Origin of the sequence: Dyella thailandensis (genome assembly GCF_050749815.1) — a bacterium.
Taxonomy (GTDB): domain Bacteria; phylum Pseudomonadota; class Gammaproteobacteria; order Xanthomonadales; family Rhodanobacteraceae; genus Dyella_A.
The window spans coordinates 2,988,438-3,013,711 of record NZ_CP192735.1 but is presented as its reverse complement, the minus strand read 5'-3'; the positions used below and the strand labels follow the sequence as shown (position 1 = coordinate 3,013,711).

At 69.1% G+C, this 25,274-nt stretch carries 23 protein-coding genes; 12 read left to right on the top strand and 11 right to left on the bottom strand.

What is annotated here, in order from left to right; genetic code table 11:
• Positions 1 to 155: 155 nt before the first annotated feature.
• A complete protein-coding gene (locus ACQVBX_RS13860) occupies positions 156 to 1,955 on the top strand; it encodes a cation:proton antiporter (RefSeq protein WP_431634819.1) in 1,800 nt (599 codons plus the stop codon).
• Positions 1,956 to 2,066: 111 nt separating this feature from the next.
• On the opposite strand, the gene aceA is transcribed toward ACQVBX_RS13860, so the two are convergent.
• On the bottom strand, positions 2,067 to 3,359 hold the full coding sequence (gene aceA / locus ACQVBX_RS13855) for an isocitrate lyase (RefSeq protein WP_431634818.1): 1,293 nt from the start codon (positions 3,357 to 3,359) through the stop codon (positions 2,067 to 2,069).
• Positions 3,360 to 3,404: 45 nt separating this feature from the next.
• On the bottom strand, positions 3,405 to 5,000 hold the full coding sequence (gene aceB, locus ACQVBX_RS13850) for a malate synthase A (RefSeq protein WP_431634816.1): 1,596 nt from the start codon (positions 4,998 to 5,000) through the stop codon (positions 3,405 to 3,407).
• A 120-nt stretch (positions 5,001 to 5,120) separates the two neighbouring features.
• Between aceB and ACQVBX_RS13845 the strand changes: the two genes are divergently transcribed.
• Positions 5,121 to 6,167 (top strand): LysR family transcriptional regulator, encoded by a 1,047-nt coding sequence (locus tag ACQVBX_RS13845; protein ID WP_431634814.1) that lies wholly within the window; start codon positions 5,121 to 5,123, stop codon positions 6,165 to 6,167.
• A 23-nt stretch (positions 6,168 to 6,190) separates the two neighbouring features.
• Here ACQVBX_RS13845 and ACQVBX_RS13840 read toward each other — a convergent pair whose 3' ends face one another.
• From ACQVBX_RS13840 to ACQVBX_RS13810, 7 genes are all read right to left on the bottom strand, one after another.
• Entirely contained in the window at positions 6,191 to 6,787 is a 597-nt protein-coding gene (locus ACQVBX_RS13840) for a 1-acyl-sn-glycerol-3-phosphate acyltransferase (protein WP_431634812.1), read from the bottom strand.
• Complete coding sequence (gene arfB / locus ACQVBX_RS13835) at positions 6,784 to 7,206, bottom strand: alternative ribosome rescue aminoacyl-tRNA hydrolase ArfB (RefSeq protein ID WP_431634810.1); 423 nt, start codon at positions 7,204 to 7,206, stop codon at positions 6,784 to 6,786. Before arfB ends, ACQVBX_RS13840 begins: the two co-directional genes overlap by 4 nt.
• Positions 7,207 to 7,282: 76 nt before the next feature.
• On the bottom strand, positions 7,283 to 7,984 hold the full coding sequence (locus tag ACQVBX_RS13830; RefSeq protein WP_431634809.1) for a pseudouridine synthase: 702 nt from the start codon (positions 7,982 to 7,984) through the stop codon (positions 7,283 to 7,285).
• A gap of 107 nt (positions 7,985 to 8,091) precedes the next feature.
• A complete protein-coding gene (gene ubiB / locus ACQVBX_RS13825) occupies positions 8,092 to 9,741 on the bottom strand; it encodes a ubiquinone biosynthesis regulatory protein kinase UbiB (protein ID WP_431634807.1) in 1,650 nt (549 codons plus the stop codon).
• Entirely contained in the window at positions 9,738 to 10,388 is a 651-nt protein-coding gene (locus tag ACQVBX_RS13820; protein WP_431634806.1) for a ubiquinone biosynthesis accessory factor UbiJ, read from the bottom strand. The genes ubiB and ACQVBX_RS13820 overlap by 4 nt, the downstream gene beginning before the upstream one ends.
• A 209-nt stretch (positions 10,389 to 10,597) precedes the next feature.
• Positions 10,598 to 11,071, bottom strand: a complete 474-nt coding sequence (trmL, locus tag ACQVBX_RS13815; protein ID WP_431634805.1) for a tRNA (uridine(34)/cytosine(34)/5-carboxymethylaminomethyluridine(34)-2'-O)-methyltransferase TrmL — start codon at positions 11,069 to 11,071, stop codon at positions 10,598 to 10,600.
• Between the two features lie 69 nt (positions 11,072 to 11,140).
• A complete protein-coding gene (locus tag ACQVBX_RS13810; RefSeq protein ID WP_431634804.1) occupies positions 11,141 to 11,347 on the bottom strand; it encodes a hypothetical protein in 207 nt (68 codons plus the stop codon).
• 265 nt (positions 11,348 to 11,612) lie between these two features.
• Between ACQVBX_RS13810 and ACQVBX_RS13805 the strand changes: the two genes are divergently transcribed.
• The 7 genes from ACQVBX_RS13805 to pssA all read left to right on the top strand — a co-directional run bounded on the left by ACQVBX_RS13805 (position 11,613) and on the right by pssA (position 20,509).
• A complete protein-coding gene (locus tag ACQVBX_RS13805; protein ID WP_431634803.1) occupies positions 11,613 to 14,477 on the top strand; it encodes a M16 family metallopeptidase in 2,865 nt (954 codons plus the stop codon).
• A 105-nt stretch (positions 14,478 to 14,582) separates the two neighbouring features.
• Complete coding sequence (locus ACQVBX_RS13800; protein WP_431634802.1) at positions 14,583 to 14,999, top strand: DUF4156 domain-containing protein; 417 nt, start codon at positions 14,583 to 14,585, stop codon at positions 14,997 to 14,999.
• A gap of 145 nt (positions 15,000 to 15,144) precedes the next feature.
• Positions 15,145 to 15,642: a MarR family transcriptional regulator gene (locus ACQVBX_RS13795; protein ID WP_431634801.1), complete on the top strand. Its 498-nt coding sequence runs from the start codon at positions 15,145 to 15,147 to the stop codon at positions 15,640 to 15,642.
• On the top strand, positions 15,639 to 17,768 hold the full coding sequence (locus tag ACQVBX_RS13790; protein ID WP_431634800.1) for an FUSC family protein: 2,130 nt from the start codon (positions 15,639 to 15,641) through the stop codon (positions 17,766 to 17,768). Before ACQVBX_RS13795 ends, ACQVBX_RS13790 begins: the two co-directional genes overlap by 4 nt.
• The gene (locus ACQVBX_RS13785; protein WP_431634799.1) at positions 17,758 to 17,955 is read left to right on the top strand and encodes a DUF1656 domain-containing protein; all 198 of its coding nucleotides are present in this window, start codon (positions 17,758 to 17,760) and stop codon (positions 17,953 to 17,955) included. Before ACQVBX_RS13790 ends, ACQVBX_RS13785 begins: the two co-directional genes overlap by 11 nt.
• A 9-nt stretch (positions 17,956 to 17,964) precedes the next feature.
• Entirely contained in the window at positions 17,965 to 18,999 is a 1,035-nt protein-coding gene (locus ACQVBX_RS13780; RefSeq protein ID WP_431634798.1) for a biotin/lipoyl-binding protein, read from the top strand.
• Between the two features lie 109 nt (positions 19,000 to 19,108).
• Positions 19,109 to 20,509: a CDP-diacylglycerol--serine O-phosphatidyltransferase gene (gene pssA, locus ACQVBX_RS13775; RefSeq protein ID WP_431634797.1), complete on the top strand. Its 1,401-nt coding sequence runs from the start codon at positions 19,109 to 19,111 to the stop codon at positions 20,507 to 20,509.
• Positions 20,510 to 21,012: 503 nt separating this feature from the next.
• Here pssA and ACQVBX_RS13770 read toward each other — a convergent pair.
• Both ACQVBX_RS13770 and ACQVBX_RS13765 read right to left on the bottom strand, forming a co-directional pair.
• The gene (locus ACQVBX_RS13770) at positions 21,013 to 21,609 is read right to left on the bottom strand and encodes a GNAT family N-acetyltransferase (protein WP_431634796.1); all 597 of its coding nucleotides are present in this window, start codon (positions 21,607 to 21,609) and stop codon (positions 21,013 to 21,015) included.
• Positions 21,610 to 21,618: 9 nt separating this feature from the next.
• Positions 21,619 to 21,825, bottom strand: coding sequence for a YdcH family protein (locus ACQVBX_RS13765; RefSeq protein WP_431634794.1), 207 nt, complete (start codon positions 21,823 to 21,825; stop codon positions 21,619 to 21,621).
• A gap of 96 nt (positions 21,826 to 21,921) precedes the next feature.
• Here ACQVBX_RS13765 and ttcA point away from each other — a divergent pair, with 96 nt between their 5' ends.
• The 3 genes from ttcA (at position 21,922) to ACQVBX_RS13750 (ending at position 25,170) form a co-directional block, all read left to right on the top strand.
• On the top strand, positions 21,922 to 22,758 hold the full coding sequence (gene ttcA / locus ACQVBX_RS13760) for a tRNA 2-thiocytidine(32) synthetase TtcA (RefSeq protein WP_431634793.1): 837 nt from the start codon (positions 21,922 to 21,924) through the stop codon (positions 22,756 to 22,758).
• Between the two features lie 83 nt (positions 22,759 to 22,841).
• Positions 22,842 to 24,041 carry an aromatic amino acid transaminase gene (locus ACQVBX_RS13755; protein WP_431634792.1) on the top strand — a complete coding sequence of 400 codons (1,200 nt, stop codon included), beginning with the start codon at positions 22,842 to 22,844 and terminating at the stop codon, positions 24,039 to 24,041.
• Between the two features lie 211 nt (positions 24,042 to 24,252).
• Positions 24,253 to 25,170 (top strand): recombination-associated protein RdgC, encoded by a 918-nt coding sequence (locus ACQVBX_RS13750; protein WP_431634791.1) that lies wholly within the window; start codon positions 24,253 to 24,255, stop codon positions 25,168 to 25,170.
• The last annotated feature ends 104 nt before the right edge of the window (positions 25,171 to 25,274 follow it).

Below are 25,274 nucleotides of genomic sequence, written 5' to 3'. Positions count from 1 at the left end.
ACCCCCGCGCCCCGGCATCGGCTCCCCCTCCCTCCCTCCGATGCCGGGGCCACCTTTTCTCCCGCTCCACCGTCTTGCGCGTCCCGGCAGCCCCGGCTGGACGCGCCTTCGTGTGCGTGCTCCGATGGCCGGCGAACCTTGTACCCGGAGCATGCATGCATCTTGAGCTTGGACTCCTGCTGACCGCCCTGCTTGGCATCGGTTTCGCGGCGCAGTGGCTGGCCTGGCGGGTGAAGTTGCCGGCGATCCTGTTCCTGCTGATCGCCGGCATCGCGCTGGGCCCGGTCACCGGGCTGGTGCAGCCGGATCGCCTGTTGGGCCCGCTGCTGTTTCCCATGGTGTCGCTGTCGGTGGCGCTGATCCTGTTCGAGGGCAGCCTGAGCCTGCGGTTCGGCGAGTTGCGCGAGATCGGTCGGGCGGTGCGCGGCCTGGTGAGCTACGGCGCGGTGGCCGGCCTGTTGATGCTGGCGGCGGCGGCGCACCTGCTCGCCGGCCTGACCTGGGACGTGGCGCTGCTGTTCGGTGCGCTCACCTGCGTCACCGGGCCGACGGTGATTGCGCCGATGCTGCGCACGCTGCGGCCGAATGCCCGTATCGCCAACACCCTGCGCTGGGAAGGGATCGTGATCGATCCGCTCGGTGCGCTGTTCGCCGTGCTGATCTACGAGGCGATCGTCTCGCGCCAGCAGGGGCATACGATCGGCGTCTTCGTCGGCACCATCCTCTGTGGTGCGCTGGCCGGGGCGGTGGCGGCGTGGGTGCTTGCCAGCCTGCTGCGGCGGCAGATGATTCCCGAGTACCTGCAGAACTTCGGCACGCTGGCGGCGGTGCTGCTGGCCTTCAGCCTGTCGAATGCGGTGGCCCACGAGTCGGGCCTGCTCGCCGTCACCGTCATGGGCATCGCGCTGGGCAACATGCGCGGCGTGCACGTGGACGACATTCTCGACTTCAAGGAGCACCTCACCACGCTGCTGGTGTCGAGCCTGTTCATCCTGCTCGCGGCGCGGCTGACGTGGCCTTTGCCGCCCGGCATGCTGATGGCCGGCGTCGGGATCCTGCTGGCGTCGCAGCTGCTGATCCGCCCGTTGACGGTGGCGCTGGCTACCGCCGGCAGTTCACTCACCTGGCGTGAGCGTGCGCTGATTGCCTGGGTGGCGCCGCGCGGCATCGTGGCGGCGGCGGTTTCGGCGCTGTTCGCGCTGCGGCTCGGTGCGCTGGGACTGGCTGGGGCCCAGGCGCTGGTCCCGCTGGTGTTTATCCTGATCATCGGTACCGTGGTGCTGCAGAGCGCCACGGCCCGCCCGCTGGCGCGCTGGCTCAAGGTGGCCGAGCCGGAGCCGCGCGGCGTGCTGGTGTTCGGTTCGGGCACGGTGCCGCGCGCGGTGGCCAAGGCGCTGCATGACGCCGGCATTCCGGTGCTGCTCGCCGATGATGACTGGGACGGTATCCGTCTGGCCCGCATGGACGGTCTGCCGACCTTCTTCGGCAATCCGGCTTCAAACCATGCCGAGCGCCACCTCGACCTCACCGGCATTGGCCGCCTGCTGGCGATGTCCACTCATCGCGAGCGCAACTCGCTGGCGTGCCTGCACTATCGCGAGGAATTCGGTCGCGGCAGGGTCTATCGGCTGCGCAACCTGGGACCGGAGCAGACCACCGACCGCGCCGCCCTCGCCGACAGCCTGCTCGCGCCGCCGCTGTTCGACGAGGCGATGACGCACGGCCGCTTCGCCGACCTGCTCACGCAGGGTTGGCGGATCAAGTCCACCCGTCTCACGGCCACCTTCGACTGGCCGCACTTCATCGAACAGTACGGCTCGCCTTCGATCCTGCTGTTCGGCGTGGAAGAGAAGGGCGCGCTGCGGGTGGCGTCGACCAAGCGCGAGCTGGAACCGAGGCCGGGTTGGCTGGTGATCGCGCTGGTGCCGCCGCCGCGGGATGAGTCACGCTCCTGAGTCCGGCCTCGAGACGCGGTTAGGATCGCCGAACAATGTCCGCACGGTCCGGACCGCACCGCCGACCGCGCTTGCAAGGGCGTGATGTCGTGACATCACGCCCTCCGCCGATTACGCCGCCGCGTGGTGGAACTGCGCTTCCTCGGTCGAGCCCGTCAACGCGGTCGTCGAGGACTGCCCCTGCTGGATCGCCTGGGTCACCTGGTCAAAGTAGCCGGTGCCGACCTCGCGCTGGTGCTTTACCGCGGTGAAGCCGCGCTCGGCGGCGGCGAACTCCTTCTCCTGCAGCTCGACGAAGGCGCTCATCTGGCGACGCGCGTAGCCGTGGGCCAGATCGAACATGCCGTAGTTGAGGCTGTGGAAGCCGGCCAGCGTGATGAACTGGAACTTGTAGCCCATCGCGCCCAGCTCCTTCTGGAACTTGGCAATGGTGGCGTCGTCCAGGTTCTTCCTCCAGTTGAAGCTGGGCGAGCAGTTGTAGGCCAGCAGCTTGCCCGGGAACTTGGCGTGGATCGCTTCGGCGAAGCGGCGCGCATCGTCCAGGTTAGGCTTGCTGGTTTCGCACCAGATCAGGTCGGCGTACGGCGCGTAGGCGAGGCCGCGGCTGATCGCCTGGTCCAGCCCCGGCCTGACCCGGAAGAAGCCTTCGACGGTGCGTTCGCCGGTGATGAACGGCTGGTCGTTCGGGTCGATGTCCGAGGTGAGCAGGTCGGCGGCGTCGGCATCGGTGCGCGCGACGATCAGCGTCGTCACGCCCATCACGTCGGCGGCCAGCCGCGCGGCGTTGAGCTTGTCGACCGCCTCGCGGGTCGGCACCAGCACCTTGCCGCCCATGTGGCCGCACTTCTTTACCGAGGCGAGCTGGTCCTCGAAGTGCACGCCGGCGGCGCCGGCCTCGATCATCGCCTTCATCAGCTCGAACGCGTTGAGCACGCCGCCGAAGCCGGCCTCGGCGTCGGCCACGATCGGCACCAGCCAGTCGGTGGCGTCGTTGCCTTCGGCGTGGTGCAGCTGGTCGGCGCGCAGCAGCGTGTTGTTGATCCGCTTGACCACCAGCGGCACCGAGTTGGCCGGGTACAGCGACTGATCCGGGTACATCTCGCCGGCCACGTTGGCGTCGGCGGCGACCTGCCAGCCCGAGAGATAGATCGCCTGCAGCCCGGCCTTCACCTGCTGCATCGCCTGGTTGCCGGTGAGCGCACCCAGCGCATTGACGAAATCCTCCTTGTGCAGCGACTTCCACAACCGCTCGGCACCGCGCTTGGCCAGCGTGTGCTCGACGCCGACGGTGCCGCGCAGGCGCACCACGTCGTCGGCGCTGTAGTTGCGCTGGATACCGCTCCAGCGAGGGTTGTTGCTCCACTCCATCGTGAGCTGGTCGGCGGTGGGCAAGGTGTTCTTCATGATTTGGCTCCGTGGAAACGCAAAGGCGTGGGGGTGTGGCGCAGCTCAGGCGAGCTGCTGGTAGGCGGGCAGGGTGAGAAAGTCGGCGAGCTGGTCGTCATGGGTGAGTGCCGACAGCAGGGCGGCGGCGGCATCGGCCTTGGCCGCGCCGGGATGCAGGCTGTCGCGCAGCTTGTGCGTGTGGGCGGCCAGCGCCTGGTCGAACAGCGCGAAGTCGATCGGCGCGTGGTCGGTGAACTCCACGCCGCCGTGGTGCAGCCACTGCCACAGCTGCGCGCGGGCGATCTCGGCGGTGGCGGCGTCCTCCATCAGGTGATGGATCGGCACGCAGCCCAGCCCGTCCAGCCAGGCGGCGGTGTAGCGCAGCGCCACTTCCACGTTGTTGTCGAAGCCGGAGCGGCTGATCGAGCCGGCGCACGGGGCGAGCAGCTGCTCGCGCGTCACGCAGACGTCCTCGCGCAGCCGCTCGAGCTGGTTCGGCGCGGGCATGTGTTCATCGAAGATCGCCTGCGCCACCGGCACCAGCGCCGGGTGGGCGACCCAGGTACCGTCGTGGCCGGCCTGCACCTCGCGCAGCTTGTCGGCGCGCACCTTGGCCATCGCCGCCTCATTGGCGGCCTCGTCGCCCTTGATCGGGATCTGCGCGGCCATGCCGCCCATCGCGAAGGCGCCGCGGCGATGGCAGGTCTGGATCAAGAGCTCCGAATACGCCTTCAGGAACGGCACCGTCATCTGCACTTGGCCGCGCTCGGGGAGCAGGCGGTCGCGGTGTCCGCGCAGGGTCTTAAGGTAGGAAAAGATGTAGTCCCAGCGGCCGCAGTTGAGGCCCACCGCGCGACGACGCAGCGCGTGCAGGATCTCGTGCATCTGGAACACCGCCGGCAACGTCTCGATCAGCACGGTGGCCTTCATGCAGCCGGCCGGCAGATCCAGCTCGTTCTCGGTCAGCGCCATCACGTCGTCCCACAGCGCCGCTTCCTCCATCGCCTCGAGCTTGGGCAGGTAGAAGAACGGGCCGCGCTGGTGCGCGTGCAGCAGATGCGCGTTGTGGAAGGCGAACAGGCCGAAGTCGACCAGCGCACCGGCCATCACTTCGCCGTCCACCAGCACATGCCGCTCGGGCAGGTGCCAGCCGCGCGGGCGTACCACCAGCACCGCGGTCTGCTCCGCCAGCTGGTAGCGCTTGCCCTCGGGCGAGGTATGGGCGATCGAGCCATGCGCAGCGTCGCGCAGGTTGATCTGGCCATCGAGCTGGTTGCGGAAGCTCGGCGCCGAGGAATCCTCGAAATCGGCCATGAACACCTTCGCGCCAGAGTTCAGCGCGTTGATGATCATCTTGCGCTCCACCGGCCCGGTGATCTCCACGCGGCGGTCCTGCAGGGCGGCGGGAATCGGCGCCACGCGCCAGTCGCCCTCGCGAATGGCGGCGGTGTCGGCGCGGAAGTTCGGCAGGGCGCCGGCGTCGTAACGGGCCTGACGATCGCGCCGGGCCTGCAGCAGCTGCTGGCGGCGCGGCTCGGCAAACCGGTGCAGGCGCGCCAGGAAACCCAGCGCCTCGGGCGTCAGGATGGCTTCGTAGCCGCGGGTATCGGCCAGGATCTGGACCTGCGCGATCGGCAGACGTTGCTGGGGTACGGCCATGGTGTTCGCTCCGCCTCGGGGTGGAGCTCCAAACTAGGCCTTTCAAAATCGCTTTGACAAAGCAAATGTTTCAATTTTTGCTATTGTCTAATTTAATGTATCAGGCAAAGTATTGATTTTATGGCCACTAAAGCCCGTCACGACGCTGAAAAAAAGCCGAAAAAAGCCGCGTCGAACGTGCTGCGTCGCCGCAAAGGCGCCGCGGGTGAGGCGGCCGATCCGGCGCGGTTCTACTACAAGGGCAGCCGCCAGAAGCAGCTGCGGGCATTCGTGGCCACGGTGAAACTGGGCACGCTGACGCGCGCCGCCGAGGCGCTGTTCCTGTCCCAGCCGTCGGTGAGCCTGCAGCTGCAGGCGCTGGAGCGGGAACTCGGGGTGACGTTGATGGAGCGCAGCCGCCGCCGCATCAACCTCACCGACGCGGGCGAGGCGCTGTACGAGCTGGCCCGCCCGCTGGTGGAGGGCTGGGAAAACCTCGACCGCGACTTCCAGGCCAAGGTGAAGGGCTTGCAGGCCGGCAAGCTGGTGATCGCGGCGGGCACCTCGACCATCCAGTACCTGCTGCCGGAGCTGGTGCGCCGCTACCGCGAGCGCTATCCGGCCGTGCAACTGCAGCTGGCCAACGTCACCGGCAAGGACGGCATGGCCATGCTGCGCGAGGACAAGGCGGACTTCGCCGTGGGCTCCATGCTCGACGTGCCCAACGACATTGCCTGGGCGCCGATCTACCACTACGACCCGATGCTGATCATGCCGCCGGATCACCCGCTGGCGGCCAAGGCCACCGTGACGCTGGAAGACCTCTCGCCCTACGGCCTGATCCTGCCACCGCAGCGGCTGTCCACCTACCGGCTGGTCGACCTGGTGTTCCAGCAGCGCCAGGTGCCGTACCACGTGGCGATCGAGGTGGGCGGCTGGGACGTGATCAAGGAATACGTGGCGATGGGGCTGGGCATCTCGGTGGTCACCGGCATCTGCATCACCGAGGCCGACCGCTCACGGCTGGCCGTGCGCAACATGAAGCAGTACTTCCCGCAGCGCGCGTATGGCGTAGTGATGCGCAAGGGCAAGTTTCTCAGCACCGAGGCGCGCGCCTTCATCGACCTGATCCGCCCGGGCCTGCTGACCCACCGGGACTACGACGAGTCGGGCCACTCCGAGCGCTGAGCCGCGCCGGGGCGGGCGGCGCCTCAGTCCACGTCGTGATGCTTGCCGCGGTAGCCCTTGAACAGTGCGCGGATGCGCGCCATGGCGTCCTCGTCACGTTCGTCCGCGCCCAGGTACACCGGCGCCCCCAGCGTGAAACTCTTGCTCGGGTAGTCGATGAAGACCGGCAGGATCGGCACGTGCGCGGCCCGCGCGATGCGCAGGAAGCCGCTCTTCCAGTGCGTCACCCGCTTGCGCGTGCCCTCGGGCGTGATGCCCAGCCACATGCGCTCGTGCCGGGCGAAGCGCGCGGCCATCTGCTGCACGATGTCGGTGGCGGCGCCGCGATCGATCGGAATCAGCCCGAGCGGACGCAGGATGATGCCGAGCGGGCTGGCCAACACCTCGCGCTTGATCATGATCGAGATGTCGATCCCCAGCCCGACCTTCATCAGCAGGCCCCACACGCCGTCCCAGTTGGTCGAGTGCGGCGCGCCGATCACGATCAACTTGGGCAGGTCGGGAAGCTCGCCCTTGAGCCGCCAGCCGCCCAGCCGCAGCAGGCCGCGGCAAAACCAGGGCCAGAAGCGATTGCGGATGCGCGGCGCCTGCGGCGGCAGCGGCGGAACCACCGGCCTCACTCGAAGCTCCCCGGCTTGCCGCGGCCCTGCTTGATCTTGCTGCGCTGCTGCTTGCCCGCCAGGCGGCGCTCCTTCGAGGCGCGGGTGGGCTTGGTCGCCACGCGCTTTTTCGGCGGCACCAGCGCGCCGCGGATGATCTCGGCCAGCCGCTCGCGCACGTCGTCGCGATTGCGGCCCTGATCGCGGAAGCGACGGCCCTGGATCACCAGCACGCCGTCGTCGGTGAGACGGCGGTCGCGTCGGGTCAGCAGCCGCTCGCGCACGGCGTCGGGCAGCGACGGTGACCGCGCCACGTCGAAACGCAGTTCCACCGCGCTCTCGGTACGGTTCACGTGCTGCCCGCCGGGACCGTCCGCGCGCAGGAAGCGCTCGACCAGCTCGGTGTCGGGAATGGCGAGGGTGCGGCTGATCGTCAACATGGCGCGCAGTGTAGGCGACCGGCGCAGCGCGGCGAAGGCGCACCGCGTCATGGCGTATGCGCGTCTGGACACGCGATCAAAGCCCGTCGATCGACCAGCCGAAACGTGCGAGCAGCGCGTTGAACGCCCCGTCCAGCGGCGCCTCTATCACCAGCGGCGCACCGCTCACCGGGTGGCGCAGCGTGATCCGCCGCGCGTGCAGCAGCATGCGATGGCAGCCGAAGTACTGCTTGTACAGGCGGTTGTGGTCGCCGCGACCGTGCTGGCAGTCGCCGATGATCGGGTGGTGGATGTGCGCCATGTGCTTGCGGATCTGCCGGAAGCGCCCGGTTTCCGGCGCCGCCTCCACCAGCGCGTAGCGCTGCTGCGGATAGCGGCCGAGCGCGATCGGCACCTCCACCGTGGCCAGCCGGCGGTAGTGCGTGCGCGCCTCGCGCCGCGGACCGGTCTCGCGCGAACCGGGCAGCGGGTAGTCGATCAGCGCTTCGACCGGCTCCGGCCAACCGCGCACCACGGCGAGGTACTGCTTGTGCACGTCGCGGCCCATGAACTGTTCGCCGAGCGCGCTGGCCACTTCGCTGGAGCGGGCGATCAGCAGCACGCCGCTGGTGGCGCGATCGAGCCGGTGCGCCAGGTACACGTTGCCGCCCACCTGCTCGCGCAGCAGGTCGATCAGGAACTCCTCCGCGTTGCCGACCATCTTCGAGCGGTGCACGGCCAGGCCCGCGGGCTTGTTCACCGCGATCAGCGCGTCGTCCTGGTGCAGTATCTCGATCATGGTGTTCACGGTGTTGCGGTAGGAGCCCGCTCGCGGGCGATGCTCTTGGCTTTGATGTGCATCAGAACCGAAAGAGCATCGCCCGGGAGCGGGCTCCTACACGGAGGTCAGCGGCGGCGGGGCCAGGTGATGGCGAAGGCGAGCAATCCGGCAACGCCTGCGACCAGCGGTGGCCACACGCCTTGCTGCGGCGCCAGCGTCCACAGCAGCGCAGCGACAATCAGCAGGCTGCCGCCGAGCAGTGCTCCGCCCAGCACGCGCTGCTGGCGGCGGGCCAGCTCCGCCTGCTGCAGCAGGGCCAGCGGATCGCTCACGTTGCGCACTTCGCCACGGGCGGCCTGCTTGAGCGCATCGCGCACCAGCTCGGGCAGCTGCGGTGCCGCGTGGATCCATTCGGGCAGCCGCTTGCGCGTTTCCTTCAGCGTGCGGCGCAGGCTGTAGCGCTCGCGCAAAATGCGTTCGAGCACCGGGTGTGCCACCGCCCAGATGTCGATGTCCGGATCGAGCATGCGCCCGACGCCCTCGATGTTGAGCAGGGTCTTCTGCAGCAGGATCAGCTGCGGCTGCAGCGTGAGCTCGAACTTCTGCGCGGTGCGGAACAGCTTCACCACCAGCTCGGCCAGCGAGATCTGCGACAGCGGGCGGGTGAAGTACGGCTCGCACACCGTGCGCACGGCGGCAGCCAGCTCGTCCACGCGCAGATGCGGCGGCATCCAGCCCGCGTCGATGTGCAGTTGGGCGATGCGCTGGTAGTCGCGCTCGAATAGCGCGATGAAGTTCTGCGCCAGCCAGTACTGGTCGGCCTCGGGCAGCGAACCCATGATGCCGAAATCCAGCGCGATGAAACGCGGATCGTCCCTGCGCGCAAGATCCACCCAGACGTTGCCCGGGTGCGCGTCGGCGTGGAAGAAGTTGTCGCGGAACACCTGCTCGTAGAACACACGCACGCCCTTCACGGCGAGCGCCTTGCGGTCGATGCCGGCCGCGTCGATCGCCGCCACGTCGTCGCAGCTCACGCCGTACACGCGCTCGAGCGTGAGCACACCCTCGGTGGTGTAGTCCCACTCTACCGCGGGCACGTACATGTCCACGCCGCTGGCGAAGTTGCGCCGGAGCAGGCTGGCGCTGGCGCCTTCGCGCTGCAGGTCGAGCTCGTTCTCGAGCATTTTTTCGACCTCGGCCACCACTTCCAGCGGGCGGATCTTGTCGGCGTTCGGGTGCCAGCGGTTCACCAGCTCGCCCAGCGAGCGCAGCAAGGCCACGTCGTTGGCGATGCGCTTGCCGATGCCCGGGCGCAGCACTTTCACCACCACCTCGCGGCCGTCGCGCAGCGTGGCGGCATGTACCTGGGCGATCGAGGCGGAGGCCAGCGCAACCTCGTCGAAGCGGGCGAACAGCGTGGTCACCGGCTGCTTCAGCTCGCGCTCGACGATCGCGCGCGCCTCGGCACCGGGGAACGGCGGTACCTGGTCCTGCAACAGGGCGAGTTCGTCGGCGATGTCGGCGGGAATCAGGTCGCGGCGGGTGGAGAGCACCTGGCCGGCCTTGACGAAGATCGGCCCCAGCTCGGTCATCGCGCCGCGCAGGCGGGCGCCGCGCGAGAGCGTGTCGACATCGGGGCGCGGCGTGCCGAAAAACGGGCGCACCAGCTTGAGCGGGCGAAACAGGTGCGCTGTCTCGACGATCTCGTCCAGCCGCCACGCCAGCAGCACCGAAGCGACCCGCAGCAGACGCGGAAACACCGTGAGCGACCTCATGCGCCGCGGCCCTGCAGGCGCTGCTGCAAGCGGGCCAGTCGCGCTTCCAGGCGTTCGCTGCGCTCGCGCAAGGTGTCCACGCCGTCGAGGAAGCCGTCCACTTCACCCGGTCCCATCACTAGCTGGGCTTCGTCACGCACCCAGTCGGCGCCGTCTTCGGTGAGGTGGGTGGCCGTGTCCTTCGCATGGGCGAGCCCCGCGCGGATCGCGCGCGCCAGCGGCACGCCAAGCACGTCGCCGAAGGTGCGCGCAAACGCCTCCTCGAAATCGGGCGCGAAGGTGCTGGCCAGCTTCTCCAGCCGGCGCGCGAGATCGGCGTCACCGGCGATCTCCACCTTGCCCGGCGCCACGCCGTCATCGCCGCGGCGCATCAGCATGCCGAGCAGGCTGCCCGGCGAGGCGGCCACGCGCAGCTGGCTGTCCTCGGCCGGCGGCCCCACCCGCAGCTGGCCCTGCTCCACCGTCACCGCCAGGGCGAGCTCCGGTCCGCGCAGGTGCAGCTGTACGCGCCGGCCATCGAGCGCGGCGAGCTTGTGCTGGGTATCCGGATCGAGCGAGAGCGTGTGGTTGAGTGCGCTTTCCAGCGCACGGCCGGCGAGCTTGCGCAGCGGCTGCGGCAGCCAGGCATTGGGAGTCGAGGCGGTCATCCGGCGATTGTAGCGGTCGCGACCCGAGCCCCGGCAGCCAAGCGCGACAAAGCTTCCGCCACCGGCTAGGTAGGAGCCCGCTCGCGGGCGATGCTTTTCGCTTTGGATGTGGATCAAAGCCAAGAGCATCGCCCGCGAGCGGGCTCCTACCCTCGGGGTGAGGGTTTCGGGCGAACCTTCCGCGGCGAGGCCGCATGCAGGGCGCGGGTCTACGACAGTGCCGCGGCGCCCTCGAAGCCGAACTGACGCCAGGCCTCGAACACGGCCACCGCCACGCTGTTGGACAAGTTGAGGCTGCGGCTGTCCGGGCGCATGGGCAGGCGCAGGCGCTGCGGCGCGGGGATCGCGTCGAGCACCTCGCCGGGCAGCCCGGCGGTTTCGCAGCCGAACAGCAGGGCGTCGCCGCGTTGGAACGCGGCATCCACATGGGCCACCCGACCACGGGTGGAGAAGGCGAATACGCGCGGGTGGCCGATCGCGTCGAGGCAGGCGTCGAGGCTGTCGTGCACGGCCAGCGCCGCGTATTCGTGGTAGTCCAGGCCGGCGCGGCGCAGCCGCGCGTCGTCGAGCTCGAAACCCAGCGGCCGGATCAGGTGCAGCGCGGCGCCGGTGTTGGCGCACAGGCGGATCACGTTGCCGGTGTTGGGCGGGATTTCGGGGCGGAACAGGATGACGTGGAGCATCCGGCGATTATCGCCGCGAACGCGCGGCGCTGTCGTCCAGATCAGTTCAGCGAGATCAGATCAGCGCGATCAGCTGGCCTGGCGCGGGCACACCACGCCGTCGGGCGGCAGGGCGCAACCGGTCGCCGGCATCAGCATGCCGACCACCGGGGCGGCACTGCTGCCGGCCAGGCGCACGGCAGGCGGGGTCTGTACCAGCATGGCGCCGACGATCAGGCCGCAGACGGTGAGGCAGGCAACGAACAGGCCGCGCAGCAGAAGCGATTCGAGTTTCATGGGGTGTCTCCTTTCAATGACCGGGCGAAGGTGTCCGTGCCGCTACTCTCGCAAGGGCCGTGCCAGCGCGGCAGTCGCAGATAAACCATTGATGCGCTGACATTTGTCATGGCGTGCCGGCGGCGCATCGACTGTCCGCGGACAGCGCCCGTCCGGCAGCGGACAACGCAGCGGACACGCTGTCCCACCCCTGCCATTCGTCATTTGCAGCGCCCGGGCGCGCGCCGCTACCGTCGGCCGGTTACCCGTGAGAAGGAGTTTCACCGTGTCGAAGAAACCGCTTGCCCTGCTCATTGCCGGCCTGCTCACCCTGGGCGCTGGCGGCCTGTCCACGGCGGTCGCCGCCGACAGCACGCCGACCGCCGCGGCGATGGCGCAGTCCATCCCGAATCTGGCCTACCAGCGCTTCACCCTGCCCAACGGGCTCACCGTGGTGGTGCACGAGGACCACAAGGCGCCCGTCGTCGCCGTGAGCATCTGGTACCACGTGGGCTCGTCCTACGAGCCGAAGGGCAAGACCGGCTTCGCGCACTTGTTCGAGCACCTGATGTTCCAGGGCTCGGAGAACCACGCCGACGAATACTTCAAGCCGTTCGAGCTGGCTGGCGCCACCGACCAGAACGGCACCACCTGGCTGGACCGCACCAACTACTTCGAAACCGTGCCGACCACCGCGCTGGACATGGCGCTGTGGATGGAGTCCGACCGCATGGGTCACCTGCTCGGCGCGATCGGCCAGCCGCAGCTCGACGAGCAGCGCGGCGTGGTGCAGAACGAGAAGCGCCAGGGCGAGAACCAGCCCTACGGCCGCGTCGGCGAGCTGATCCAGGCCGAGGCCTTCCCGGCCAACCACCCCTACCACCACGACACCATCGGCTCGATGGCGGATCTCAACGCCGCCTCGCTGGGCGACGTGAAGCAGTGGTTCCGCGATTACTACGGCGCGGCCAATACCGTGCTGGTGCTGTCCGGCGACATCACCGTGGCGCAGGCCAAGGAAAAGGCGCTGAAGTACTTCGGCGACATCGCCGCCGGCCCGCAGGTACCGCGCCCACAGCCGTGGGTGGCACCGCGCAGCAAGTCCACCCGCGGCACGATGACCGACAACGTGGCGCAGACGCGCATCTACCGCGAGTGGAACGTGCCTTCGCGCACCAGCGACGACCTCACCCGCCTGAGCCTGGCCGCGGCCGTGCTCGGCGGCGGCAAGACCTCGCGGCTTTACCAGCGCCTGGTCTACCAGGACAAGCTCGCCGACGACGTGTCGGTGGACATCGAGCAGCACGTGCTGGCCAGCCTGTTCCAGTTGCAGGTGGACGTGAAGAAGGGCGTCGACCCGGCCAAGGTGGAAGCGGCGGTGGCCGACGAATGGCAGAAATTCCTCAAGGACGGCCCCACCGCCGACGAGCTGGCCCGCGTGAAGACCGAGGTGCGCGCCTCGTTCGTGCGCGGCCTGGAGCGGGTCAACACGCAGGCCTCGATCCTCGCCGAGGGCCAGCTGTATTCGAACGATCCGGGCCAGTACCTGAAGGACTTCAAGGTGCTGATGGCAGCCACGCCAGCCAGCGTCAAGGCAGTGGCCGACCAGTGGATCGCCAAGGGCGACTACACGCTCACCGTGGTGCCGGGCAAGGTCGAGAACACCGACATGGCTACCGTGGCCGGGCGCCCGGCCGAGCCGGGCGCGCCCAAGCCGGTGCTCAGCGCCAAGGGCGACTACCGCACGGTGAAGAGCGACGTCGATCGCAGCAAGGGCGTGCCGGTGGTCGACCGCTTCCCGGATCTCACCTTCCCGGCGATCCAGCGCGGCAAGCTCGCCAACGGCATCGAAGTGGTGCTGGCCGAGCGCCACGCAGTACCGGCGGTGCAGGTGCAGCTGATGTTCAACGCCGGCTTCGCCGCCGACCAGGGACGCAAGCTGGGCACCTCGAGCTTCACCATGGCGATGCTCGATGAGGGCACCAAGCGCCTCGATTCGGTGCAGATCGCCAAGACCGAGCAGCGCCTGGGCGCCGAGATCGGCAGCGGCTGCGGGCTGGACGCCTGCAACGTATCGCTCAACGCGCTGGACGATCAGCTCAAGCCCTCGTTGGCGCTGTTTGGGGACATCGTGCGCAACCCGGCGTTCCGCGATGCCGACGTGGCGCGCGTGCGCGGCCAGTGGCTGGCGCGTATCGCACAGGAGAAGAGCCAGCCGGTGGGCATCGCGCTGCGCACGCTGCCGCCGCTGCTGTACGGCGAAGGCAACGCGTACGCCATCCCGTTCACCGGCTCAGGCACCGAGGCGTCGATCAGCTCGCTCACCACGCAGGACATGCGCCAGTTCATGGGCGACTTCATCCGCCCGGACAACGTGAAGATCCTGGTGGCCGGCGACACCACGCTGGCCAAGATCATCCCCGAGCTCAACGCGGTGTTCGGTGACTGGAAGGCCAGCGGCAAGGTGCCCGCCAAGCTGCTGGCCAAGGTCGCGCCACCGGCGAACCCGCGGGTGTACCTGGTCAACCGGCCGGGCGCGCAGCAGAGCCTGATCCTGGCCGGCATCGTGGCGCCGTCCACCGAGGCGCCGAACAACCTGCCCATCGAGACGATGAACGGCGCGTTTGGCGGCACCTTCACCTCGCGCCTCAACATGAACCTGCGCGAGAACAAGCACTGGGCCTACGGCGCCTTCAGTTTCCTGCGACCGGCCCAGGGCCAGCGCCCGTTCATGCTGTATGCCCCGGTGCAGACCGACAAGACCGCCGAGTCGGTGGCCGAGATGCTGAAGGAGGCCAAGGGCGTGGTCGGCGACAAGCCGCTCTCCGCCCAGGAGATCAGCAAGATCAAGGACGGCGACGTGCGCTCCATGCCGGGCAGCTACCAGACCACCAGCGCGGTGATGGGTGCGCTGCAGGGTATCGTGCTGTACCACCGCCCCGACGACTACGTGCAGACCCTCAAGGCGCGCACCGAAGCGCAGACCGATGCCGAGGTCAATGCCGCGGCCAAGGAGATCATCCGCCCGAACCAGCTCACCTGGGTGATCGTGGGTGACCTGTCCAAGATCGAGCAGCCGCTGAAGAAGCTCGACCTGGGCGCGATGCAGGTGCTCGATGCCGACGGCAAGCCGGTGGCACCCGCCAAGTAAGCCGCCGTTGGGAAACGCCGCGGCCTTCCCGCGGTACGATGAGGGGCCGGGCGGGCGACTGCCCGGCCCCTCATGCCATCCAGCCCATCCATTGCGGAGTCCTCCATGCGCAAGACCCTGTTGCTCGTCCCCGTCGTGCTGCTCAGCGCCTGTTCGTGGGGGATCAAGCTGGACGACGCCGGCAAGGCCGTGCGTACCGCCTGGAGTGGCGACGTGTCGCAGTGTCAGGAGCTGGGCAAGGTCACCGTGTCGGTGATGGACCGCATGGGTCCGGTCGACCGCAACCAGATCAAGGTGCGCGACGAGCTGGAAGTGATGGCGCGCAACGAGGCGGCGAAGATGAATGCCGACACGATCAAGCCGCTGGCCGAGCCGACCGACGGCTCGCAGCCGTGGGGCGCCTACCGCTGCGGCAGCCAGCGTCTGCCCGCCAGCGGTACGGCGCCGGCCAGCAGCGGCAGCAGCGCGCCGGCCACGGTGCCGTCGGCCGGCTTCCAGTCCTACCCGATCAAGGGCGGCTGAGGTCCGCGTTCACCCACTACGAAAGCTTCTCCACGGGCGCCGCAGGGCGCCCGTTCTTTTTGGGCGGCCAACCGTGGCTTTCATTCACAAATAAATAGTACACATATGTAATAATTGCCGGCATCCCACGCACCGGATGCCTGCCATGAGCAGCTTTGCCCCCACCGAACAGCGCCTCGCCGTTACCTGCCAGCGCCACCCGCCGTTCCCGCGCGAACCGGCGGTGCTGGTGCGGCTGGTCAAGCACATCCACAAGCGCCTGCACGATCAGGCGAACGCGGCGCTCAAGCCGTTCGGCCTCAACCATCCCGAATACAACCTGCTGATGATGCTCTACGGCACCGCCGGCGACGGCGGGCTGTGCCCGTCCGACCTGGCCGACGCGGCGGGCGAGAAGTCGGCCAACATCACCCGCCTCACCAACGGCCTGTGCGAGCGCGGCCTGATCGCCCGCAGCGTCAGCGACGCCGATCGCCGCAAGCTCACGCTCACCCTCACGCCGAAGGGCGAGGCGCTGATCCACGCCCTGCTGCCGGACATCTGCGATCTGCTGCAGCTGCAGGTGACCCACCTGAGCGCGGCCGAGCAGACCCAGCTCGAGCGGCTGCTCAAGAAGATGCTGGCGGGACTGGGCGACGAATGAGCGCCGTGCACGCCAGTGCCGTTGCTGCCGCGCCGTCGCCGGTGCGTGCGCTGCTGCGCGAAGAGGGCGAGGTGTGGCTGTTCGTGCTGCGCACGCTGCTGGCGTTCTTTCTCACCGGCTGGGTCGCCATGCGCCTGTCGCTGCCGCAGCCGTCCACCGCGATGCTCACCGCGATCATCGTGGCGAACCGGCAGTCCGGCATGGTGCTGGCCAAGAGCTTCTACCGCGCGCTGGGCACCCTCGCCGGCGCGCTGGCGGCATTCGCGATCGTGGCGGCGTTTCCGCAGCAGCGCGAACTGTTCCTGCTGGCGCTGGCCCTGTGGATCGGCCTGTGTGCCGGCGGCGCCACGCTGTACCGCAACTTCACCGCCTACGCCTTCGTGCTCGGCGGCTACACCGCGGCGATCATCGCCATTCCGGTGATCAACGACCCGCCGGCGGTGTTCGACTCCGCCACTGCGCGCATCAGCGAGGTGCTGCTGGGCCTGTTGGTGAGTGGCGCGGTCAGCGACACCGTGTTTCCCAGCCGCCTGCGCAACGTGCTGCGCAAGACCGCGCGCGGGCAGTTCGCGCACTTCCTCGACTTCGTGCGGGCGAGCACCGGCGGCGCCCTTGCGCGGTCGGCGATGGAGCGTGCGCACCTGCGCTTCGTGCGCGACGCGGTGGCGCTGGAAGATCTGCGCAGCTCGGTGGTGTTCGAGGACGCCGAAGCGCGCGCCCGCAGCGCGCACCTGCGCCTGTTCAACCAGCGCTTCATGGCGGCGTCGACCAGCTTCCAGTCGGTGCATCACCTGATCAACCGCCTGATGCGCGCCGGTCACGACCGCGCGGCGCAGATCCTCATCGACCTCTACGCGCCGCTGGCGGAGGCGCTCGCCGCGCCGCATGAGGCCGGCGCGCCGGCAGCCACGCTGCTGCCGCGCCTGACCCAGGCACGTGCCGCCATGGACCGCCGTGCGGCACGCTGCGTCGACACGCTGGACGATCCGCAGGACCGCCGCGACGTCGCCACCGGCGTCACCCTGCTCGAACGCTTCGCCGACGAACTGCACGCCTACGTCAGCAGCGCAGCTGATCTGCAGGCGCCGCGGCTGGGCGGCGGCGCGCCGGAGTCGGTGCGCTTCGCGCGTTCCAACGATCTGGCCGGCGCCGCCCTGGCGACGCTCCGCACCACGCTGGTGATGCTGGCGCTGGGCGCGTTCTGGATCGCCAGCGCCTGGCCGCTGGGCGCCAGCGCGATGTTGATCGCCACCATCTTCGCCGGCCTGTTCGCCACCATGCCCGATGCGGGGCGCGCCACCGGCGTGGTGATGGTCGGCTATGCGATCGGCATGGCCGCGGCGTTCGCCTGTGTGTTCTTCGTGCTCACCGTGATGGACGGCTATGTGCTGATGGTCGCGGGCATCGTGCCGTTCCTGCTGCCGGGCCTGGTGCTGATGGCCGGTGGCCGCTACGCCAGCTACGGGCTGGGCTACACGATGGGCTTTGTGTACATCCTGGCCGTGCGCAATCCGATGGCGTTCGATCCGGTGCATTTTCTCAACGACGCGGTGGCGCAACTGGCGGGCTTGTCGGCCGCGGCCATCGCCTTCGTGTTCATCCCCTCGACCATCGGCACCGGCTGGCTGCGCCGCCGCCAGCTGGCTCGGCTGCGCGCCCAGGTGGCGTTGGCGGCGCAGGCGCCGCTGCGCGGACTGCGCCACCGTTTCGAGAGCGTGAACCGCGATCTGTTCGGTCAGATCGTGGCGCAGACCGAACCGGGCAGCGACGCCTCGCGCAGCCTGCTGGCCTGGGCGTTGTCGGTGCACGAAACCGGCCGCGCGGTGATCGAGCTGCGGCGTGCGCTGGACGAAAACACGCACGCTTCGCCGCGCACCGGCATCGATGCCGCGCTCGCCGCGCTCGCACGCTTCTACCAACACCCGGACGCCGACGGCTACGCGCGGGTGCGCGCGCAGTTCGCCGATGTCATCGGCGAGGCGGAAGCGCAGCCCTCGGCGAGCGCACTGCTCGACCACCTCTACCTGATCCGGCTGGCGCTGCTCGATCGCGAGTCCGCGCTTGCCCCCTACATGCCGCCGGAGCGAGCTGCGCCGGCGTCTGCGGAGTCTCCCCATGCCTCGTGAAATCGCCCTCGGCGACGCGCTGGTACCCGGCGTGCTGCTGCTGTTCCTCGCCGCGCTGGGCTTGCTGTGGCTGCTCGACTGGCTGGCCGGCCGCTACGGCCTGTACCGCTTCGTGTGGCATCCGCCGCTGTTCCGGCTGGCCGCGTTTGTCTGCGTATTCGGCGCCTGTGCGCTGATCCTGTTCTGAGTGATCGCCATGAAAATCCAAGCCCTTGTCCGTTTTGCCATTACCGCCACCGTCGTGCTCGTCGCCGCGCTGGCTGCCCACACGCTGTGGCTGCACTACATGGATGCCCCGTGGACCCGCGACGGCCGCGTGCGTGCCGACGTGGTGCGCGTCGCGCCTGACGTGGCAGGGCTGGTTACCCGCGTTGCCGTGGTCGACAACCAGGCGGTGCACCGCGGCGAACTGCTGTTCGTGCTCGACCAGGCCCGCTACCGCAACGCGCTGGCGCAGGCGCAGGCCAACCTGGACGCCGCCAAGGCCGCTGCCCACGCCGCCGGCGCCAGCGTCGGCGCGGCCGATGCCGCGGCGGCGCAGAGCCGCTCCAGCTACGCGATGTACGCCGCGCAGTCGGAGCGTCGCGAGAAGCTGGCCGGCAACATCATTTCCGCCGAAGACCTGGCCAACGTGCGCGCCTCCGCCGAGGTCGCCCGCGCCGGCTGGCAGCGCGCCCAGGCTGGACGCCAGCAGGCCAGCGCCGCCGCGCAGCAGGCGCTGGCTGCAGTGGCCGAGGCGCAGGTGGCGCTGGACCAGGCGCAGCTCAATCTGGATCGCACCGAAGTGCGCGCGCCGGTGGACGGCTACGTCACCAACCTCGATGTGCGCGCCGGCGACTACGCCAGCGCCGGGGCGGCGCGGCTGGCGGTGATCGATCGCCACTCGTACTGGATCAACGGCTACTTCGAGGAAACCAAGCTGCCGCGCGTGCACGTGGGCGATCCGGTGGAGATCCGCCTGATGAGTGGCGGCATCGAGCTGCACGGCACCGTGCAGAGCATCGCCCACGGCATCACGGATGCCGACAACCCCACCGGCAGCGACCTGCTGGCCAACGTCAACCCCACCTTCAACTGGGTGCGGCTGGCCCAGCGCGTGCCGGTGCGCGTAGCGATCGACGCCGACCACCTGCCGGCCGGCACCGTGCTCGCCGCCGGCATGACCGCCACGCTGGTGGTCCGCCCGGCCCCCGCCGTGGCTGGTGCGGCCGTGGCCGTCGCGGGGCGTTGAGCGCACGGGCGCGCGGTCGCCCGTGCGGGTGCGGCATCTTCCCCCGATCGGTCGCGCCGGGCATGCTCGACACTTTGTGACGACGTCTGCGGCGGCACCCTTGCCCGACATGAAACGACTGACCCGCCTTCCCGCCCGCGTGGCGAGCCGACTGCTGCCGTTCCGCCGCGCCGCACGGCGACAGCCGCAGCTCGATGCGCTGCCGGCCTTTGCCGTGCCCGCGTCCACGATCGAGACGCTGCCGGACCCGGCGGCCTATCGCGAGCGCTTGCTGGCGGCGATCGCCGCCGCCGAGCGGCGCATCGTGATCGTGGCGCTGTACCTGGAAGACGACGACGGCGGCCGCGAGGTGCTCGATGCGCTGTACGCGGCCAAGGCGCGCCGGCCGGCGCTGGAGATTGCCGTGTTCGTGGACTGGCACCGCGCCCAGCGCGGCCTGATCGGCAAGGCACGCAGCGAGGGCAACGCCGGCATGTACCGCGCCTGGGCGCGCGAGCGCGGCGACGGCGTGGCGATCTACGGCGTGCCGGTACAGAACCGCGAATTGTTCGGCGTGCTGCACCTGAAGGGCATGGTGATCGACGACACCGTGCTCTATTCCGGCGCCAGCCTCAACGACGTCTACCTGGCCCGCCACGGGCGCTACCGGCTGGACCGCTATCACCTGCTGCGCCACGCGCCGCTAGCCGATGCGATGGCCGGCTTCGTGCAGCGCCATCTCATGGATCAACCGGCGGTGCCACGCCTGAACGTACCCGAGGTGCCGACCACCGCCAGCCTGCTGCCGGCGATCCGCGCGCTGCGCCAGCAACTGGCCGAGGCGCGCTACGAGGTGACGCCGGAGCCGCCCGGCGAAGATACCGTGGCGGTGACGCCGCTGGCCGGCTTCGGCCGCACCGGCAACGCCCTCAACGACACCCTGCTGGCGCTGCTCGCCAGCGCGCGCGAGCGGGTGGTGCTGCTCACGCCGTACTTCAACCTGCCGCGGCCGGTGCGCGCCGCCATCGGCCAGCTGCTGCGGCGCGGCTGCACGGTGGAGATCATGGTCGGCGACAAGGTCGCCAACGACTTCTACATCCCGCCGGGCCAGCCGTTCCGCACCATCGGCGTGCTGCCCTATCTCTACGAGAGCAACCTGCGCCGCTTTGCGCGCGTGCACCGCAAGCATCTGGCCAGCGGCCAGCTGGCGCTGCACCTGTGGAAGCACGCCGACAACAGCTACCACCTCAAGGGGCTGTTCATCGACCACGACGTGGCCGTGCTCACTGGCAACAATCTCAACCCGCGCGCCTGGGCGCTGGATCTGGAAAACGCCCTGGTGCTGCGTGATCCGCACAGCCACCTGCGTGCCCAGCACGCTGCCGAGTGGGCGGCGCTCAAGCGCCACGCCAAGCGCCTGCGCGATCACCACGCACTGGACACCGCGCGCGACTACCCCGCGCCCGTGCGCAAGCTGCTGCGCCGTCTCAAGGGCGTCCGCCTCGACCGCCTGGCCAACCGTCTGCTGTAGGAGTCCGCTCGCGGTCGCTGCTATTGGCGCTGATGCGGTATCAAAGCGGAAAGGCATCGCCCGCGAGCGGGCTCCTACGATGGCGCGCGTCAGGTGCGGGTGAGGCGTTTCTGGCGCATCGCCAGCCAGCGTCGAGGGTGTCGATCCCGCTCGTGAGAGATGGCTCCAGCGGCGACTGAAGCGAGCCAGCCAACCGCTTTCTTGTAGGAGCACGCTCGCGGGCGATGCTCCTGGCTCTGATGCTGCATCAAAGCGGAAAGCCATCGCCCGCGAGCGGGCTCCTACGATGGCGCGCCAGGTGCGGGTGAGGCGTTCGTGGCGCATCGCGAGCCAGCGTCGAGGGCGTCGGTCCCGCTCGTGAGAGATGGCTCCCGCGGCGACTGAAGCGAGCCAGCCAACCGCCTTTTGTAGGAGCCCGCTCGCGGGCGATGCTCTTGCTCTGATGCCATTTCAAAGCGAAAGCCATCGCCCGCGAGCGGGCTCCTACGACAGCGGCGGCGGGTTCAGGCGGCGGTGAGGCGTTGCAGGCGCATTGCGAGCCAGCGCTGCACGTCGGGCCACTCGCCGGCGAGGATCGAGTAACACACGGTGTCGCGCAGCGTGCCGTCCGGGCGGCGCTTGTGGGCGCGCAGCACGCCATCGCGATGCGCGCCCAGGCGTTCGATCGCGCGCTGCGAGTCGAGGTTGCGGTGGTCGGTGTGGAATTCCACCGCTACGCAGTCCAGCGCGGTGAAGGCGTGCCTGAGCAGCAGGCGTTTGCAGGCGGTGTTGAGGTGGCTCTTCTGCCAGCGCTTGGCGTACCAGGTGTAGCCGATGGCGATGCGCGGCAGCGCCGGGTCGAAATCGTAGTAGCGGGTGGTGCCGACGATCTCGCCGTAGCGTTTCTCGCGCACCGCGAACGCCAGCATGCGCCCGGTCGCCTGGCCGGCGAGAGCGGCGGCGACGTAGTCGACCGCGGTGCCCGGCGGCGGCGCGCTGGTGAACCACAGCTTCCACAGCTCGCCATCGGCGGCGGCCGCTTCCAGTGCCGGCGCGTGATCGGCGTGCAGCGGTTCGAGCAGCACGTGGTCGTCTTCCAGGTGCACCGGGGCGAGCGTCATGCGGAGCCCTCAGGCATCGAGATCGGGAATCTGCTTGCTTTCCAGCCGCGCGATCGCGTCCTTCAGCAGCAGCTTGCGCTTCTTCATGCGGGTGATCTGCAGCTCGTCGCGTGAGCCGGCGGCGATCATCTCGGCCACCTGCGTGTCCAGCGCGCGGTGTTCGCGCCGCAATTCGGCCAGCGTCTGGGCGATCGAGGGCAGGTCCGGGGCCGTCATGGCGGGCGCGTGTGGAAGAAAGGCCGCAGTGTACGCTCCCGGACCGGCCCGGGTCAGCCCGCTACAATGGCCGTCTCCCGCTCGCTACCGCCGCCCATGTCCGCCTCGCCCGACCCCTCCCGCAAGCACAGCTACGAAGCCGGCAAGTTGGCCAAGCGCCTGCGCCACCAGGTGGGCCAGGCGATCGCCGACTTCAACATGATCGAGGACGGCGATACCGTGATGGTATGCCTGTCCGGCGGCAAGGATTCCTACACCCTGCTGGACATGTTGCTGTCGCTGCAGGCCAAGGCGCCGGTGCGCTTCAAGCTGGTGGCGGTGAACCTCGACCAGAAGCAGCCGGGCTTTCCCGCCCACGTGCTGCCGGACTACCTCACCGCGCGCAGCGTGCCGTTCCACATCATCGAGCAGGACACCTACAGCACGGTGACCCGGGTGATCCCTGCCGGCAAGACCATGTGCAGCCTGTGCTCGCGCCTGCGCCGCGGCGCGCTGTACCAGTGGGCGGCGGAAAACGGCATCAGCAAGATCGCGCTGGGCCACCATCGCGACGACATCCTGGGCACGTTCTTCCTCAACCTGTTCTACCAGGCCCAGCTCAAGGCGATGCCGCCGAAGCTGCGCTCGGACGATGGCCGCCACGTGGTGATCCGTCCGCTGGCCTATTGCAAGGAAAGCGACATCGCCGCGTACGCCGCCGAGCGCGCCTTTCCGATCATCCCGTGCAATCTGTGCGGCTCGCAGGAGAACCTGCAGCGCAAGGCCGTGGGCCAGATGCTGGCCGAGTGGGAGAGGCTCCAGCCCGGACGCAGCGAAAACATCTTCCGCGCGCTGGGCAGCGTGTCGCCCTCGCAGCTGGCTGACCGCAAGCTGTTCGATTTCGCCTCGTTGGGAGCGGCCGAGGGTGCGGCGCGCGCCGATGCGCATGCGTAGCTGGCCGGTTATGCTGGCGAGCCGGCCGCCGATGAAATCGTTTAGCCGTCCATACTTCCAATTACTTTCTTTCGAGTACCGTCATGTCCATCTTTGCATTCGTTGAAATGGCCCCGGGCGATCCGATCCTCGGCCTCACCGAGGCGTTCGTCGCCGACCCGCGATCGAACAAGGTGAACCTGGGCGTGGGCATCTACACCGACGAACAGGGCCGCGTGCCGGTGCTTAAGGCCGTGCAGCAGGTGGAACAGGCGCTGGCGCGCGATACGCAGCCGCGCGGTTACCTGCCGATCGACGGCCTGCCGGCGTACAACAAGCTCAGCCAGGAGCTGCTGTTCGGCGAGGGCTCGCCGCTGCTCGAAGCCGGCCGCGTGGCCACCGCACAGACCATCGGCGGCAGCGGCGCGCTGCGCGTGGCGGCGGACCTGCTCAAGCAGGTGGCCGGCGACCAGGCGCGCATCGCGATCAGCAACCCGAGCTGGGGCAACCATCACGTGGTGTTCCGCACCGCCGGCTTCCAGCTGCAGGATTACCGCTACTACGACGACGCCACCCGCGGTCTGGACTTCGCGGGCATGCTGGAGGATCTGGGCAAGCTTCAGCCCGGCACCGTGGTGCTGCTGCACGCGTGCTGCCACAACCCCACCGGCGTGGACCTCAACCCCGACCAGTGGGCGCAAGTGGTGGAGCTGGTGAAGGAGCGCGGCCTGCTGCCCTTCGTCGACATGGCCTACCAGGGTTTCGATCAGGGCATCGACGCCGATGCCACCGCGGTGCGCATGTTCGCCGAGTCGGGCATCGAGGCGTTCGTGGTGGCCAGCTCGTATTCCAAATCGTTCTCGCTGTACGGCGAGCGCGTGGGCGTGCTGTCGATGATCGGCGCCGACCGCGACGAGGCCGCGCGCCTGCGCTCGAAGATCAAACAGACCATCCGCGCCAACTACTCTAGCCCGGCGGCGCACGGCGGCCAGCTGGTCGCCGGCGTGCTGGCCAGCACCGAGCTGCGCGCGCTGTGGGAGAGCGAACTGGGCGCGATGCGCGAGCGCATCCATGCGATGCGCGCCGGGCTGGTGCAGAAGCTGGCCGCGCACGGCCACGAGTTCGGATTCATCCAGCGCCAGGCGGGCATGTTTTCCTACTCGGGCCTGAGCAAGGCGCAGGTCGAACGGCTGCGTGAGGAGTTCGCCATCTACGCGCTCGGCACCGGGCGCATCTGCGTGGCGGCGTTGAATACCCAGAACCTCGGTTACGTCGCCGACGCGATCGCTAAGGTGGTGGGCTGAGGCGGCTGTCGCAGCCGCTGATCCACAAACGCATCAACCTCCACGGTCATCCTCCCTGCACCTGTCCCTTCGGCGGGGTTCGCCGGGAGGACGGTGAGGAGGTCCGGGCGAACGGCGTGCGTGTCCACAGCACCGGCCTGCACCCTTCGCCCCTGTTATCCCGCGCAGCCGCCCGCTCACGCGGCCTGCCGCGCCCCAACCCGGACACCGCATGTTTTTTCGCAATCTCACCCTGTTCCGCTTTTCCCCCGCCGTCGCTACTGACCTGGACCGGCTCGACGATGCCCTCGCCGAGCACCGCCTGCGCCCCTGCGGCCCCATGGAAATGTTCACCAAGGGCTTCGTGCCGCCGGTGGGTCGCGGCGAGGAGGCCGCGCTCACCCATGTCGTGAACGCCTGCACCATGGTCACCGTGGGCGGTGAGGACAAGCTGCTGCCGGCCGCCGTGATCAACGACGAGCTGCAGCGCAAGGTGCAGAAGATCGCCGAGGAAGAGGGGCGCAAGGTCGGCGGCCGCGAGCGCAAGCGGATCAAGGAAGACCTGCTCACCGAGCTGCTGCCGCGCGCCTTCGTGCGCACCTCGCGGTTGTCCGCCTACGTCGACAAGAGGCACGGCTGGCTGGTGCTCGATACCTCCAGCCGCAAGTCGGCCGAGAACGCGCTCACCCAGATCCGCGAGGCGCTGGGCAGCTTCCCCGCCGTGCCGCTGGCGCCGGAGGAGGGCCCGCGCGTGCTGATGACCGACTGGCTCGCCAACGGCACGCTGCCGGCCGGTCTGGCGCTGGGCGACGAAGTGGAGCTGCGCGATCCGGCCAGCGCCACCGGCGCCATCGCCAAGTGCCGCCGGCAGGATCTGGACAGCGAGGAGATCAAGGAGCACCTGCGCAACGGCAAGCAGGTGTTTCAGCTCGGGCTGGTGTTCGACGACCGCATGAGCTTCGTGCTCGGCGAGGACCTGATCGTGCGCAAGCTGAAGTTTCTCGACGTGGTGCTCGACGAGATGGGCGACAGCCACCAGGACGCCGCCGCCGAGGCCGACGCCAGCTTCGCCCTGCTCACGTTGGAGCTGGAGCGCCTGCTGGCCAAGCTGGAGGAATGGTTTGGCCTGCCGCGGCCGGCCGACGCCTGACATACGCCGGCGCATGGTGCGCGCCACGAGAGCCGTGGCCGCACCCCGTTGAAACATCACGTGCGCGTCGCCAAACCCTGCCAGAATCCAGATCGACACCCCCC